We start from the raw sequence: 15,165 nt of genomic DNA, 5'->3' as shown, positions 1-15,165 counted from the left end.
ATCTACTAATCCTCCGTTGTCTTTGGCCGCAACTTTGAAACTTGTCGTTTCCCCTGTAAAGTCCGCTTTTGGTGCGAATGTTAATCCTGCTGCTTGCGCTACCGTCAACTCTTGGTTTAAAGTAACCGCTGTTGTTCCGTCAGCTAGATATAAAATACCCGATGATGCCGGTGGTAAGGTTGTAACAATATAAGCAACTACGGCACCATCGGTGTCCGCTCCTGTTAATGCAGGTAGATCTTGTGGCGTATCGTTTTTTACTAATGCTGTAAGTAGTGTTTTATTATCTGTCGTTGGTGGTGCATTGGTCACTGGAATTGTAACTTCTGATGGTGTGGCATCAACTGCTCCATCATTATCCGTAGCCGTGTATGAAAAGGTCGCGTTACCAGTAAAACCTTGTGCTGGGATGAATGTTAATCCCGCCGCCTGCGTTGGTGTTAATACAGTAGCTGTTGTAACCGGTGTTATACCGTCTGCTAAGTATAAAACTCCTTGAGTTGCTACTGGCAAAGTTGTTATTCTATAACTTGCGATTGTTCCATCTGCATCAGTAGCGGTTAATGCTGCTACTGCCTTGGCAGATCCGTCATTAACAATACTTGGTGAGCTATTTAATGTAGCAATTGGCGGTGTATTTGCCAATAATATACTAACTGTTCCCCCTACTGTATCTACTAATCCTCCATTGTCTTTAGCAGCAACTTTGAAACTTGTCGTTTCGCCTGTAAAGTCCGCTTTTGGTGCGAATTTTAATCCTGCTGCTTGCGCTACCGTCAACTCTTGGTTTAAAGTAACCACCGTTGTTCCGTCTGCTAGGTATAAAATACCCGATGCTGCTGGTGGTAAGGTTGTAACAACATAAGCAACTACGGCACCATCTGAATCTGCTCCTGTTAATGCAGGTAGATTTTGAGCGGTACCATTTTTTGTCAACGTATCAGAGCTTTTATTATCTGTCGTTGGTGGTGCGTTGGTCACCGGAATTGTAACTTCTGATGGTGTGGCATCAACTGCGCCATCATTATCCGTTGCCGTGTATGAAAAGGTAGCATTGCCCGTGAAGCCTGGTGCTGGAATGAATTTCAATCCCGCAGCTTGCGTTGGTGTTAATACAGTAGCTGTTGTAACCGGTGTTGTACCGTCTGCTAAGTATAAAACTCCTTGAGTTGCTACTGGCAAAGTTGTTATTCTATAACTTGCGATTGTACCATCTGCATCAGTAGCGGTTAATGCTGCTACTGCTTTGGCAGATCCGTCGTTAACAATACTTGGTGAGCTAGTCAATGTCGCAACTGGTGGTGTATTAATGGTTATTAAAATAGAAGATGAAACTTCACTTGGGCATACACCGTTTTGGACTACTGCTCTGAAATAAGTATTAGTAGTCAAAGTTCCAATAGTAGCACTTGTTAATGTCGTACTAGTAGATGTAATGTCTGCCGGACTCGTAAAAGCTGCATCAGATGACTTTTGCCATTTTACTACTATTCCCGTATTTCCTGTTAAACTAAGATCTGCCGGTGTAGATCCTGAATTAATGGTCTGATTTGAACTAACTGTTCCACCAACTGTTGTAGAATTTACTGTAATTAATACTGATCCTGAATTTGCCGCTGGACAACTACCACTTTGAACGACTGCTCTAAAATAAGTGTTTGCTGTCAAAGCTCCGATTGTAGCGCTCGCTAAGGTTGTACTTGTTGAAACAATATCTGTTGGAGTTGTAAAGGCTGCATCAGATGATTTTTGCCATTTTACTACGGTTCCTGTATTTCCTGTTAAGCTAATACTTGCCGGTGTTGAACCTGAACAAATCGTTTGCGCAGAAGCAACTGATCCTCCTACTGAGGTAGGATCTATCGTAATTAAGACTGATCCTGAATTTGCCGCTGGACAACTACCACTTTGAACGACTGCTCTAAAATAAGTGTTTGCTGTCAACGCTCCGATTGTAGCGCTCGCTAAGGTTGTGCTTGTTGAAGTAATATCGGTTGGAGTTGTAAAGGCTGCATCAGATGATTTTTGCCATTTTACTACGGTTCCTGTATTTCCTGTTAAGCTAATACTTGCCGGTGTTGAACCTGAACAAATCGTTTGCGCAGAAGCAACTGATCCACCTACTGAGGTAGGATCTATCGTAATTAAGACTGATCCTGAATTTGCCGCTGGACAACTACCACTTTGAACGACTGCTCTAAAGTAGGTAGTAGATGTCAACGCTCCGATTGTAGCGCTCGCTAAGGTTGTGCTAGTTGAAGTAATATCGGTTGGAGTTGTAAAGGCTGCATCAGATGATTTTTGCCATTTTACTACGGTTCCTGTATTTCCTGTTAAGCTAATACTTGCCGGTGTTGATCCTGAACAAATCGTTTGCGCAGAAGCAACTGATCCACCTACTGAGGTAGCATCTATAGTAATTAAGACTGATCCTGAATTTGCCGCTGGACAACTACCACTTTGAACGACTGCTCTAAAATAAGTGTTTGCTGTCAACGCTCCGATTGTAGCGCTCGCTAAGGTTGTGCTTGTTGAAGCAATATCGGTTGGAGTTGTAAAGGCTGCATCAGTTGATTTTTGCCATTTTACTACCGATCCTGTATTTCCTGTTAAACTAAGATCTGCCGGTGTTGATCCTGAACAAATCGTTTGCGAAGAAGCAACTGATCCTCCCACTGTTGTAGGACTTATTGTCACTGTCACAGCTGTTGTTGCTGCTGATTCACATGCAACACCATTTATGGTGGAAACGGTATACCTTCTATATTGTGTAGTTGCTGTTAATCCAGTAGGTGCATCATAAGTAGCTGCTGTAGCGCCACTAATAGTAGTCCAGGTGGCAAAAGTACCCGTTGCACTCTCCCATCTATAAGTTATTACACCTGGCGCTGTCCCAGAAGTTGTGTTGGTAAATGTAACTGGATCTCCACCATAACAAATGGTTTGATTACCCGCTATCGCACCTGCAGTTGGAGGGCAACATTCGTTAACAATAGCATTTCTGCTAGTTCCTATAGTTTGAGGAGAACCCGTAATTGTAGGAACACCGGTAGCATTTACTGTATTTCCTAAATTTACCGTAATAGGCGCAGAAGAAATACCGGTATAACTAGAACCAGAATTACCACCCGCCAATGACGAAGTAACTAAATTACTATTATCAAAAGAAGCACCTCCTTCAATAGCATCTGGACAACCGTCACCATCAGAATCTAAATCTAAATAATCTGGAATACCATCGCCATCTGTATCCAAATAAGGTCCCGAATTGCAAAATACAAAGGAAGTTAAACTTGCAGTAACATTACCGCTTCCACTATTTTTGTATGAACGAATCTCAATTTTTGTAACAGCGCTGTTTATTGTAGTCGTAAAATTGTTTGCAGTAACACTAGTGCCGCCACTACTTCCACTTCCTACAACTTTAACTGCATTTCCAACTGTAGATACAGTCCATGAATTTCCGCTATCAAAGTTAGATAAATTAGCAGAAGTTAATGGGATTGCTGTCGCACCATTATACGCATATATCTCAAAAGTATCATTATTATTTAACCCAGCTGAATTGAAACTAAAAGAACTAACCGAACTTAAAAGATCAACGGTATATAACGCGTAATGTGCAGTACCATTTGTAGTATTTGTAGGCTGGAAATAAATATAATCTCCAACAAGTGTAGTTGAATTGTTTTTTACTTGCACCCCACCATCATTATTTGGTGACGTCCCAATTGCTGCAGCCCATGTTGCATTTCCAACTAATGAGGCTGAAAAATTAAACAATCCATTAGAAAGGCCGTTGATATTAACAGGAGATGTTGTATTAGAATTTAAAATAGTATTATAACTAGCAACGGCTGGACTATTGATACTTTCGCTTACTGAACTTGTACAATAGTACCCTCCTTCATCACGATTTAGGATACCGTCATTGTCTGAATCTAAATCAACGTTCTCACCAACGCCATCACCATCAGTGTCTTCCTGTGCATAAACTAATGCAGTAGAACTATTATTTGTAATGTTCAAATCAGCTTGGTCGCCTGTAATACCTGCAACATTTTGGTAATTTCCAGATGAATTTACTTTAGCCGTAATTGTTATTGTTGCTGTCTCGTTTGAAGTAAGCGAGCCAATAGTCCAAATAGATCCATTAAAAGTACCTTTGGTAGGAGTTGTGTTAGTTACAGAGGTGTATCCAGTAGGTAAAGCATCTGCAACTGAAACATTTGTTGCAGAATCAGGTCCTAAATTTTTAGCCGTTAAAGTAAAGGTTACATTAGTTCCAATTAACGGCTTAATAGTGTTCACAGTTTTAAAAATCTGTAAATCAGTTGATAACACTGCATCGCCGTTCGTAGTAGTTTTGGGGTTTGTATAAACTTCAGTAGAAGGCTCTCCTAATCTCATCCCAAATTGCCTTGAAGGATTTGCCCCTGTAGATCCCATAATAAATTCAACAGATGTTTTTGGACCATCATAAAAAGCGATGAAGGAAGAAGTATTCTCAAATGTTATACCCGGTAGAGAATTTTCTCGTCCCAGAAATTGAGTATAAGCTCCTACTGGAGAATCCGTTATCATGGTTGGGTCATTTAATCTATAATTTTTATACCCCTGCAACCGATAATACTCTCTTTGTGTAGTACTAGTACCGTCGATGTCGGCGGCAATCATATAATAGTTATACAAATAAGCAGGAAGATTTGTAGTTACTTCATAAAAATTCAATTTAAAATTTACGTTACCTCCTGTATCTAGAGAACTGATTACAGGTTGAAATCCCGCAGCGTTGCTACTGTCAACATCAATACTGCTAAGTGAAGCACTATTTATACCTACTACTGTTAATATTGCATATATAGTGATCCCATTTTTAGTTATAACATTGTCATAACGAAATGTAGAACCAGCAGACAATCCATTTGATCCATTATTAGCAACTATAGTAGCTCCTGACAGGGATAAATCATTTCCACTTACGTCCAAAACAAAAGATTGTGCGTGAGATTTTGTAATGACGAGAAAAATTATAAGAAATAAAATCTTTTTAAATAAAGTAAAGTTCTTCATAAATTAAATTTAAATTTTAAATTTATTTCATTTGCACAAATGAAATAGGTAATTTTATTATAGTTGGTAAAGATCGTAATTGATAAAAAATCGGCTTCAAATCATGAAAATCTAATAAGAAGCTATAGCAGTCATATGTAGAAATGTTCTTTTCAAATATCCTTAATATAAGGTGAAAAGAAATTAGTTGACAGATAATAAGAAAATTTGAAATACCTCTGAGTAATGTTGAACATAAGCATTGTAGTTTAAATGAATTGTGACTATATTTTTTAAGCTTTATTAAAATGGAACTTTATTAAGCCACTCATTAGATGTGTAAGATTAATTTGTAGTACACTGCAGCCACAACATGGAGAATTAAATACATTTTGATTAACTGTCTAATTATCATTATCAATAATTAAAACGCTATTAATTTCGCAACAAAAGTAAGCCTTTACTTTACAATATTTATCTAAAAACTATATTATTTTAATTTTACACAAAACTTATTAACATCATCTTAAATAACCACCTCAATCGCAGTAAACTATTACGTGACACTAATCATCATGTAGACAAATTGATATCTTAATCCACATTATACGGAGAAATAATATCGAATATCATTCCCTTATGTAATTTAAACTACATCTGTAAAATGCTAAATACAAGGATTAATCACGTTAAAAAGCACATTTAAACGACAAATTGCTGTTTTATTCAAATAACATCTTAATTATAATGTTCTTGTATTTTTATTTTTTCACGATACGCCTCTATTTGCAAAACTGATTGAATCATAAGATGATGGCACCTAGCAATTAAAATTTCGCATACAGACTTAACAAACTAGTGTTAGTGATTTTTTAATTATATAATATATATATGTTAAAATATTAATAAATTCTAAAAATTTTACAAAATAAATCAGAGTGCATCATTCTCCTTTAGTTGAATGGTCACAAATGAAAAAAACTTCTATAAATATTTATAATTTTTAAACAATAGCAACTTTAATGATTATTTAATATCCGTTACTACAAACTGAAACACTACAATTACTATCTTTCAAAAAAGTAGTATTTATATGGAAAGTGACATTGAAAATGAAAATAAAACGATTCTTATCACAGTTCTTAACTGGGGTTTGGGTCATGCCACTCGTTGTATTCCCATCATAAAACTTTTGCATTATTATAATTTCACTCCTATTATTGCATCGGACGGACAAGCATTACAGCTATTACAAAAAGAATTTCCCTATGTACATTGTTTAGAGTTACCATCCACTACCATAAGATATCCTAAGAATCCTAATCACTTTAAACGAAACCTAATTAAAAACTTGCCTAAGATCGCATTAACAATTAGAGATGAGCAAAAACTCGTCGATAAATGGATTAATAAATATGAAATTATAGGAATTATATCAGACAACAGAATGGGCTGTTATTCGACCAAAGTACCTTCGGTTTATCTCACGCATCAGGTTAATGTCCTAACTGGTACTACCACATGGCTGAGTACAATAATGCATCAATACTTTATTAAGAAATTTACAAGTTGTTGGGTTCCTGATCACAATTCTAGCCCTAATCTAGGAGGAGTTTTAAGTCATCTTTCGAAAAAGAATAATTTAAATTTAGTTTACATCGGCACGCATAGTCGTCTTCATTTGCTCAAAACAGAAATTAAATATGATTTAATGGTACTCTTATCTGGACCCGAACCGCAAAGAGAATTACTTGAAAAACACTTAATTGATGAACTCCAAAAATATCATGGAAATGTAATCTTTGTTAAAGGGGTTGTAGAAAACTTGCAGAAAAAGGAGCAAATCGGACAGATAACTTTTTTCAACTTCATGAAAACTCGACAGCTCGAGCAACTTATGCAGGAGAGTGAGCTAATATTATGTAGATCTGGATACACAACCATAATGGACTTGGCAAAACTTAATAAAAAAGCCTTTTTTATACCAACGCCTGGACAATACGAACAAATCTACTTGGCAGAAAAATTTAATAAGGAAGGTTTGGCACCCTATTCTAGTCAAGAAAACTTCACGATTTCAAAATTAGATGAAGTTAAAAACTACAAAGGTCTCAGCCAATCAAACGAAAATGTAGATTGGGAAGCCGTTTTAAAAATTTTTAAATAACAGCGCTAATTAAGTTCAATAATTTACTTAAAAAAAATGGTTTCCAAACTCTTATTGAGTTCAAAAACCACTTTAATATAAATTGTTTCTCTTAGATTACTTCTTATCCGAAAATTTTTCGTGTTTAATAGTTTTAGCATTAATCATAAAGTAAACTGACTCTGCTACATTAGAATTATGATCAGCAATACGCTCTAAATGCTTCAATGCAATCACCAAATGAGTTCCAGACAAAACCTTTTTTGAATTGTTCTTCATTTCGACAATAATATTTTCAATCGCCTCTGTACTCCTTTGCTTTACCTCCGTATTTAATGTAAAAATATCATCAATCAGAGCTTCATCTAAAGCAAGAAAACATTGATTCATTTTTGATGTAATTAATTCAACATCCTTAGCGATTTCTGCAATATTAAATTGAGAAACTAGTTCATGCTTCTCCTTTATACTTTTTGATTGTTTAATGATACTCATAGCCAAATCACCAATTCGCTCGATCTCGTTTCCAATTTGCATGGATGAAATAATAAATCTTAAATCTGAAGCTACAGGTTGTTGTAATGCAAAAATACCTTGACAAATATCATCAATTTTTACATCTAATTTATCAATTTTATTTTCCGTTTTTTTTACTTCTTTAACCTCCGAAAAAGGCTCGTAAAGCAAGGCTTTAACTGCTTCATTTACCTGACCTTCTGCCAGTTCACCAATTTTAATGATTACACTTTTAAGTTTATCTATTTCTAATTCTAGATGTGATGCCATTGTTTGTTATTTAAAGATTGAAAGATAATAATTTAATCAAAGATTAACCAAATCTTCCTGTTATATAATCTTCTGTTTGTTTTTTTGTAGGTTTTGTAAAAATCGTCTTTGTCTTATCGTATTCAATCAATTCGCCCATATAGAAAAAAGCTGTATTATCACTGATACGTCCTGCTTGCTGCATATTATGCGTCACAATAACAATTGTATATTGCTTTTTTAATTCATAAATAAGTTCCTCTACTTTTGATGTCGAAATTGGATCTAGAGCCGATGTTGGCTCGTCCATCAATAAAACGGAAGGTTGTATTGCTAACGCTCTCGCTATACACAAACGTTGTTGCTGTCCTCCTGAGAGCTCAAAGGCGGATTTATGCAATTTATCCTTAACTTCCTCCCATAATGCGACTTGTTCGATAGAAGTAATAACACGCTCCTCTATAATCTTTTTATCTGTAATGCCATTAACTCTAAGTCCATAAGCCACATTTTCGAATATGGTTTTAGGAAAAGGATTGGGTTTTTGAAAAACCATCCCTACATTTTTTCTTAAATCATCAACGTTGGTATGTTTATCATAAATATCATTGCCATCAATAGTAATAGTGCCAGACATATGTGTATTATCGATCAAATCATTCATACGATTCAGCAAGCGCAGGTAGGTCGATTTACCGCAACCCGATGGTCCTATTAAAGCTGTAACTGTATTTTCTTTTACCGACAAAGAGATATCGTGTAAAGCTTGAAATTCTCCGTAATAAAAGTTTACGTTCTGTGATACTATTTTATGCATGTTATACTAATTACAAATTTAATTTAGTCTAATATTTTATTGGTCTAAAGTTAAGAATTAAATTTTCGAAAAAATAAAGTTGTTAACCTGTTTAGAACAATATTAGTTTTAATTCATTTTAACTTTTTTACCGAAGTGCTTGCGTAATTTATTTGCCAGTAAGTTTGAAATAAGAACAATCACAATTAAAACAAGTGCAGTTCCATAAGCCATTGCTCTAGAAGCTTCAATATTTGTACCACTTGTCGAAATAACATATAAATGATATGGTAAAGCCATTGCCTGATCAAATATAGAGGTAGGCAATTTAGGCAAAAAATAAGCTGCCACCGTAAATAAGATTGGAGCGGTCTCTCCCGACACTCTACCAATTGATAAAATCAGTCCGGTAATGATATTTGGAAAAGCAATAGGAAAAACTACATTACGAGTAGTTTGCCATTTGCTAGCACCTAATCCCAAACTTGCTTGCCTAAAAGTATTTTCTACGGCTTTTAATGACTCCTCAGTAGTTCTTATAACCACAGGTAAAACAAGTAAACCTAGAGTTAATCCTCCTGCAAGAATAGAATCACCAAAACCTAATTTATTTACAAATAAAGACATTCCGAAAAGTCCGAAAACGATAGATGGAACTCCTGCTAAATTATTGGTCATTTGCTTAATGATTTTTTTTACCCAGCCATCTTTTACATACTCATTCATGTAAATAGCAGCAAAAACTCCAACTGGAAAGGCAAAAACCATACTCACTAGAACCAAACAGAGCGTACCAACTATTGCTGGAAATATACCTCCAGCTGTCATTCCCTCTTTTGGCATTGCTGATATAAACTCCCAACTGATAACACCAATACCTTTAACAACTATAAAGGCTAGAATCACAAATAATAGCCCTACGACGCTATAGCTGATCCCTGTAAAAAGTCCAAAAGCAATATTTTGATTTCGTCTCTTTTTATTAGCTAATTTCTTTTCAGTACTCATACTAGTGTTTTTTATGGGATTTTCTATTGGTAACCATTTCTACCAACATGTTAATACCGAATGTGATGATGAACAAAATGCAACCTAAAGCAAATAAAGCTTCATAATGCAAACCACCGTTTGGTGCTTCTCCTAATTCTGCCGCAATAGTGGCAGGAATGGTTCGCACAGGTGCTAAGAAGGAATGCGGAATTACGGCAGCATTTCCTGTTACCATTAAAACGGCCATTGTTTCTCCAATAGCTCTTCCAATTCCTAAGATCGCACCAGCAGTTATTCCAGAAGCGGAATATGGGACAACCACTTTATATATCGTTTGCCATTGACTGGCTCCTAACGCCAAACTGGCTTCTTTCATTGCTCGTGGCGTATTGCGCATTGCATCTTCAGAGATTGTAATAATCGTTGGTAATGCCATAATCGCTAAGACCACAGAACCGGCCAAAGCAGTCTCACCAACAGGTAGATTGAAAGTAGACTGAATTAAAGGAACAATAATTACTAATCCGAAGAAACCATAAACCACAGACGGTATTCCTGCTAAAAGTTCAATTAATGGCTTCAGTAAATTCCTTGTTTTTTTCTTTGCAATTTCACTTAAGTAGATTGCAGCAGCGAGACCGATAGGTAAAGCAATTAATATGGCTCCAAAACTTACCCATAACGTTCCATAAATTAAAGGTTTCACTCCCATTTGAGCAATAGGCTGTGCTGTTGGAAACCACTCTTCACCAGATAGAAACTTTGATATCGTTATTTTATCAATATCTAATTCTTTACCCACAAATTGTTTCGCCTTGTATGTTTCTGAAAAAAAAGCGATTATACCAGGAGTTTTGGTGATGAGTTCGTTTATCTTTTGAGGGAAATTTTCGAAATTCTCTCCTAATTCTTCATCCGTATAATAATCTGAAATATCCGAAGTTCGGAATAAAACTATAGGCAGATCTGCACCACCTACCTCTTTCCAATTTTTAATTTTTTGATCGTATACATCTTTAACTTGGGCTGGAGAAAGTTTTTGCACTGAATTCGATGGGGCTACTGCTAGCAAAAAACCATCATCGATTGGTTTCCTACTAAATACTCCTGCTCCTTCAATAAACAAAAAAAAGACAATTAATATCACCGTAATACTTGTAGTTACACTACTTAGCATTAGAACAGATTCAATAACCTTTTCTCTAATTTTTTTTAAATTTGTTTTCAAATCAGTCTATTTATTTTTTGACAAAATTACACCAGACACACGCCTCTAATGTTCTTAGAGTATTATCCTTAGGTTAACTTAATGTTAAGTCGATACTTATGCATCACGGGAAAACGCAAAGCATAAACCCCACAACTAACACACTTGCAACTTATTACAATCGACTTAAAAATCTTTGCAGCATTATATAAAAAGTGGTAAAAACGCAGATATATTTAAATCCTAAAGTTGAAGTAATAAAAAAAAGCTACCTAATAAAAATAGGTAGCTTTAGATATTTATAATTAACCTTTTATATTTATTTCAATGGAACATATCCTATTTCAGAAACATTCTTTTGTCCTTCTGGTGACATAGCATAATCTACAACTGCTTTAACTTTTGCTTCATTTGTTTTATTAAACATATAAAACAATGGTCGTGAAATTGGGTACGTTTTGTCTTTTGCACTCGCTACTGAAGGAGCAACAAAGTTTTTACCTTGATCGTAAGAAACAGACAGCTGCTTCACTTCTTTAGTCTCGTAAGCCAAACCAACATATCCGATAGCTCCTTTTGTTTGTCCTACTGCTTGAACGATTGCTCCAGTCGCAGGTAAGCTCAAAATTGTAGTAGCATAATTTTTCTTATCCATCACCTCATCTTTAAAAAACTCATAAGTTCCAGATGAAGATTCTCTTGAGTATGCTACGATTTTCTCATCAGCTCCACCAACATCTTTCCAGTTTGTGATTTCTCCAATGTAAATTTTCTCCAACTGCTCACGAGTTAATTTAGAAACACTATTAGCTGGATTCACAATTACTGCCAGTGCATCATATGCAATGATTACCTTTTCTATTTCCGTTTTAGATTCAGAAAATTTTAATTTCTCTTCTGTTTTCAAATCTCTTGATGCCATTGCGATATCTGTAGTTCCATCGATCAACGCCGTTAATCCAACTCCCGAACCACCACCAACAACTGTAATACTTACATTTGCATTATTTTTCATTAATTCTTCTGCTTCTTTTTGTGCCAATGGCAAAACAGTATCACTACCTTTAATTGTTACAGAAACAGATGCGTCAGCATTACCTTCTCCTTTATCTTCGGTCTTAGCCTTACCACAACTCAACATACCAATTAATGGTAATATTAAAAATAATTTAAATTTATTCATTTTTTAATTCTTTGTTTAATTTTATACAAAAATACCCTCTCAATATTAACTCTGTGTTAAGGCAACATTATTCAATCTTTATACTTTGCCACATAAACCTAAAACTTTTACAATCCTATTTCTACTTGAAAACGTGCAAATAAATTATCAGAAACTGAAGCACCGTAATTGTAGATTTGATCATAAGATACCTCAGCTTGTACTTTTACTTTGTGACCAAAAATATACTTTGATACACCTACAGTATACTCATCTGAGTTTGGACTTATTGTTCTGATTTGGTCGTTTACTTTTTGTGTCGAATAACGTCCTATGATCTGGTATTCTGATGGAAAGAGATAACTCACTTGTCCATCAAAACCATGACCAACAAATACTGCTTGCGTAAGACTCGCATCTGCCGCATCTCTCGTAATAGCATCATCAGTAGTTCTTGACATATAAGCTGCAGATGCAGACCAACCATTATACTTAAAAACTAAATCTGCGAATACCGACTTTAAGGTTCTTGACTCGTATAGACTGCTCCCTAATTGTCCCTGAGATCGAAGTGCATTGTTATTTTGACTAAACGCTCCAGACAACATTAACTTTGGTGTTTTCTCACGCATTAAATCCGCTTCAAAATTAGAACCATTTTTGGTGAATGCGCCTAGGGGAAATAATTCAACCTTACCTGTTAATGCTATTCCATCATCTGAAGTTTTTACCCAATTACGGCCTTCTCCCTTTGATATCGCACCTTTCAGACCATAATAAAATTTATCTTTTTTTGTTTTTGCATATTCGACAAAAATTCCAAAATCACGATCAATATTAAATTTAGAGTTGTTAATACTTCGATCTGTAAGCTCTAATGAACCTGACGAAATAACACGTTGATTGTTTCCTGGCAACTTCGTTTGTCCAAAAGCAAATTTTAAATCCGATGATGGTTTATAAAAAAACACTCCATCCAGAATTACATTTCCGCTGTTACCAACAGCTACTGTCCCTATATCTCGAGCCGAAAATCCTAGCTCTACTTTATAACCAAACTTAGGACTCACCACAAAACCATCCAACTTTAACCTCATCCTTCTGATCTCTCCTTCAGCAACTCCAGACTGTCCTTCATCCTTTCCATATCCAATTCTACTTTGAACTCTAAAACCTATATTTACTTGAAACAAACTATCTACGGCTGTAAATCCTAATTTTTTGCCAGAGTTATAATAATTCTCAATTATAGACTTAGAATCTCCATTTTTTTTAATGTCTTGTGCTATTATAGTTAGTGAGAATAATAGCGAAATGCTCAATAAAAATTTTTTCATTTTAACAATTAGTTACCAATGTGTTATTACGATGCAAAACTAATGTTAATAAAAAAGGCTGGTATTAATTTAATGTTACGATAACCCTAACAAAAGGTAACTAAACTACAACTACGAATCAATAATAAAATACAATACGCTAATTAACAGTGTGTTATAAGTTTATTTAGGGATTAGTTGAAATTAAACTAACAACTTGATAATTAGTATTTTTAGAGGTTTTTTATAAATTAAACAACATTTTTTAAGCTTTTTTCTTTCGAAAAGAAATTTATAAAAATAATCTTGATCAAAATTTTTAAAAACAAATCATAAAAAAACCTCTTAAGTTAGTCCTTAAGAGGTTTAGAAATCTAATATGATTATTACTGGTCTTTAGAAATTAAACTGTGCTTGCAGTCGTAATAAATTTCCTTGCTGGCGGTTATCTTTTAGTGCGCTGTCTTCAAAAGTTCTGTCAGCAATCACCCAAGTTGCTGTTAATTCAAATGCTTTGTAAGGTTGCCATTCTATACCCAGCTCATAATCTCTTACCAAATAACTTCTAGCATCTTTTTCAAATTTCTTACCTCCATCGTAGTATTGAAACTTAGCAAAAGGATACATCAGTTGGTTTTTTGGTAAATCCCATTTGTAATTTAATGTAATATATCCTCCCTCTAAAGATGAGACATCCACTGAGTTAGTTATTTTATTATACCGTGGTCCTTTACCAATATTATATTCAGCTTGAACACCAAAAGGTTTTGGATAAAGTATGAATGAGGCGGCAACTCTTTGGTCCAAGGTATTTAATTTATCATTTACAGTTACACCAGTTGAAATTTCACTGCCAAAGGCCCACTTACCAGTATATGCCTGAATGCCTGGCTCGATAATTTGATCACCAATAACAAAAGGATAACTCACTCTTGTAACCACATGTAAATTTCTATTTCCTTCTGACTTATTTGATGTTTGACCATTGTATGCTCCAAATGCAAAAACACCATAATCTCCAGAACCTTTGTAACCATCTTTGACAAGCATCGCAAAACGCTCTCTTATTTTACTTGGCGCCCAATAGAAAAAGGCACCCAAGTCACGCTCATTTGCAACAGCACTATTCAAAGCATCATTACGGTCCAGTGTCAATCTATTTTGACTTGACTGCATATTTTCAAATCCGTATGGTACTTTACTCTGTCCTATCCTTATTCTAAATTCCTTTTTTGTATCGAATGACAAATCGAAATAAGCATCTCGCAACTGTAGAAAATTATTAACTCCCGTTGTTGGAGAACTAGCTAAGTCTGGCTGAATATAAAAATAAACATTAGGAAGTATTTGTCCCGAAAAAACAAGACGAGCACGTCTAATAAAGAAGCCGTTGTTTGATTTTGCATCATCGCCTGTAGCAGTCGTTCCCCAAGATTTATCACATTGGTCACAAGACACTTTATCATTGGTAGATAACAAACCGTTGTAACGCACCTGCGCATATCCGCGTAAACTTATTTTATCGTACCAAGCGGCATCTTTCTTCGGTTTTGCTTTATCTTCGGCTACTTTTACTTTGTTTATCGAGTCGAGGATACGAACTACTTCCTTGGAAATAGCGTCTCGGTTAAGCTCTTGCGCTTGCAATGTAACAACACTAAAAAGTAATACAGCTAATAGTAGTTTTTTCATGATCGAAATAGGTGCTTAATTTTTTTGGCAAAGATGCTA

9 protein-coding genes are annotated in these 15,165 nt (G+C 35.2%); 1 reads left to right on the top strand and 8 read right to left on the bottom strand.

Features of this window, described 5'->3' with window-relative positions:
- The coding region (locus tag LXH21_RS07040) for a beta strand repeat-containing protein (protein WP_239863608.1) at positions 1 to 5,073 on the bottom strand (5,073 nt) is incomplete at its 3' end.
- 1,072 nt (positions 5,074 to 6,145) lie between these two features.
- On the opposite strand from LXH21_RS07040, the gene LXH21_RS07035 reads away from it, so the two are divergent.
- Positions 6,146 to 7,219 carry a glycosyltransferase gene (locus LXH21_RS07035; protein WP_239863599.1) on the top strand — a complete coding sequence of 358 codons (1,074 nt, stop codon included), beginning with the start codon at positions 6,146 to 6,148 and terminating at the stop codon, positions 7,217 to 7,219.
- A 96-nt stretch (positions 7,220 to 7,315) separates the two neighbouring features.
- Here LXH21_RS07035 and phoU read toward each other — a convergent pair whose 3' ends face one another.
- The 7 genes from phoU to LXH21_RS07000 form a co-directional block, all read right to left on the bottom strand.
- The gene (gene phoU, locus LXH21_RS07030; RefSeq protein WP_239863597.1) at positions 7,316 to 7,984 is read right to left on the bottom strand and encodes a phosphate signaling complex protein PhoU; all 669 of its coding nucleotides are present in this window, start codon (positions 7,982 to 7,984) and stop codon (positions 7,316 to 7,318) included.
- A 43-nt stretch (positions 7,985 to 8,027) separates the two neighbouring features.
- The gene (pstB, locus tag LXH21_RS07025) at positions 8,028 to 8,780 is read right to left on the bottom strand and encodes a phosphate ABC transporter ATP-binding protein PstB (protein WP_239863595.1); all 753 of its coding nucleotides are present in this window, start codon (positions 8,778 to 8,780) and stop codon (positions 8,028 to 8,030) included.
- Between the two features lie 108 nt (positions 8,781 to 8,888).
- Positions 8,889 to 9,767 (bottom strand): phosphate ABC transporter permease PstA, encoded by an 879-nt coding sequence (pstA, locus tag LXH21_RS07020; RefSeq protein WP_239863593.1) that lies wholly within the window; start codon positions 9,765 to 9,767, stop codon positions 8,889 to 8,891.
- A 1-nt stretch (position 9,768) separates the two neighbouring features.
- Positions 9,769 to 10,977 (bottom strand): phosphate ABC transporter permease subunit PstC, encoded by a 1,209-nt coding sequence (gene pstC, locus LXH21_RS07015; RefSeq protein ID WP_239863591.1) that lies wholly within the window; start codon positions 10,975 to 10,977, stop codon positions 9,769 to 9,771.
- Positions 10,978 to 11,275: 298 nt separating this feature from the next.
- Positions 11,276 to 12,139, bottom strand: coding sequence for a phosphate ABC transporter substrate-binding protein (locus LXH21_RS07010; RefSeq protein ID WP_239863588.1), 864 nt, complete (start codon positions 12,137 to 12,139; stop codon positions 11,276 to 11,278).
- Between the two features lie 107 nt (positions 12,140 to 12,246).
- Positions 12,247 to 13,455 carry a porin family protein gene (locus tag LXH21_RS07005; protein ID WP_239863586.1) on the bottom strand — a complete coding sequence of 403 codons (1,209 nt, stop codon included), beginning with the start codon at positions 13,453 to 13,455 and terminating at the stop codon, positions 12,247 to 12,249.
- A 375-nt stretch (positions 13,456 to 13,830) separates the two neighbouring features.
- Positions 13,831 to 15,126, bottom strand: a complete 1,296-nt coding sequence (locus LXH21_RS07000; protein WP_239863584.1) for a porin — start codon at positions 15,124 to 15,126, stop codon at positions 13,831 to 13,833.
- Positions 15,127 to 15,165: the final 39 nt, after the last annotated feature.

The organism is Flavobacterium algicola, from assembly GCF_022399565.1.
GTDB classification, from domain to species: Bacteria; Bacteroidota; Bacteroidia; order Flavobacteriales; family Flavobacteriaceae; genus Flavobacterium; species Flavobacterium algicola.
Note: the sequence above shows the minus strand (reverse complement) of the source record. Positions and strands in the feature narration are given on the sequence as shown.

What these genes read in the sequence shown, in the direction of transcription:
- LXH21_RS07035 (WP_239863599.1), top strand. Translation starts at nt 6,146, where the DNA reads ATGGAAAGTGACATTGAAAATGAAAATAAAACGATTCTTATCACAGTT.
- phoU (WP_239863597.1), bottom strand. Translation starts at nt 7,984, where the DNA reads ATGGCATCACATCTAGAATTAGAAATAGATAAACTTAAAAGTGTAATC.
- pstB (WP_239863595.1), bottom strand. Translation starts at nt 8,780, where the DNA reads ATGCATAAAATAGTATCACAGAACGTAAACTTTTATTACGGAGAATTT.
- pstA (WP_239863593.1), bottom strand. Translation starts at nt 9,767, where the DNA reads ATGAGTACTGAAAAGAAATTAGCTAATAAAAAGAGACGAAATCAAAAT.
- LXH21_RS07010 (WP_239863588.1), bottom strand. Translation starts at nt 12,139, where the DNA reads ATGAATAAATTTAAATTATTTTTAATATTACCATTAATTGGTATGTTG.
- LXH21_RS07005 (WP_239863586.1), bottom strand. Translation starts at nt 13,455, where the DNA reads ATGAAAAAATTTTTATTGAGCATTTCGCTATTATTCTCACTAACTATA.
- LXH21_RS07000 (WP_239863584.1), bottom strand. Translation starts at nt 15,126, where the DNA reads ATGAAAAAACTACTATTAGCTGTATTACTTTTTAGTGTTGTTACATTG.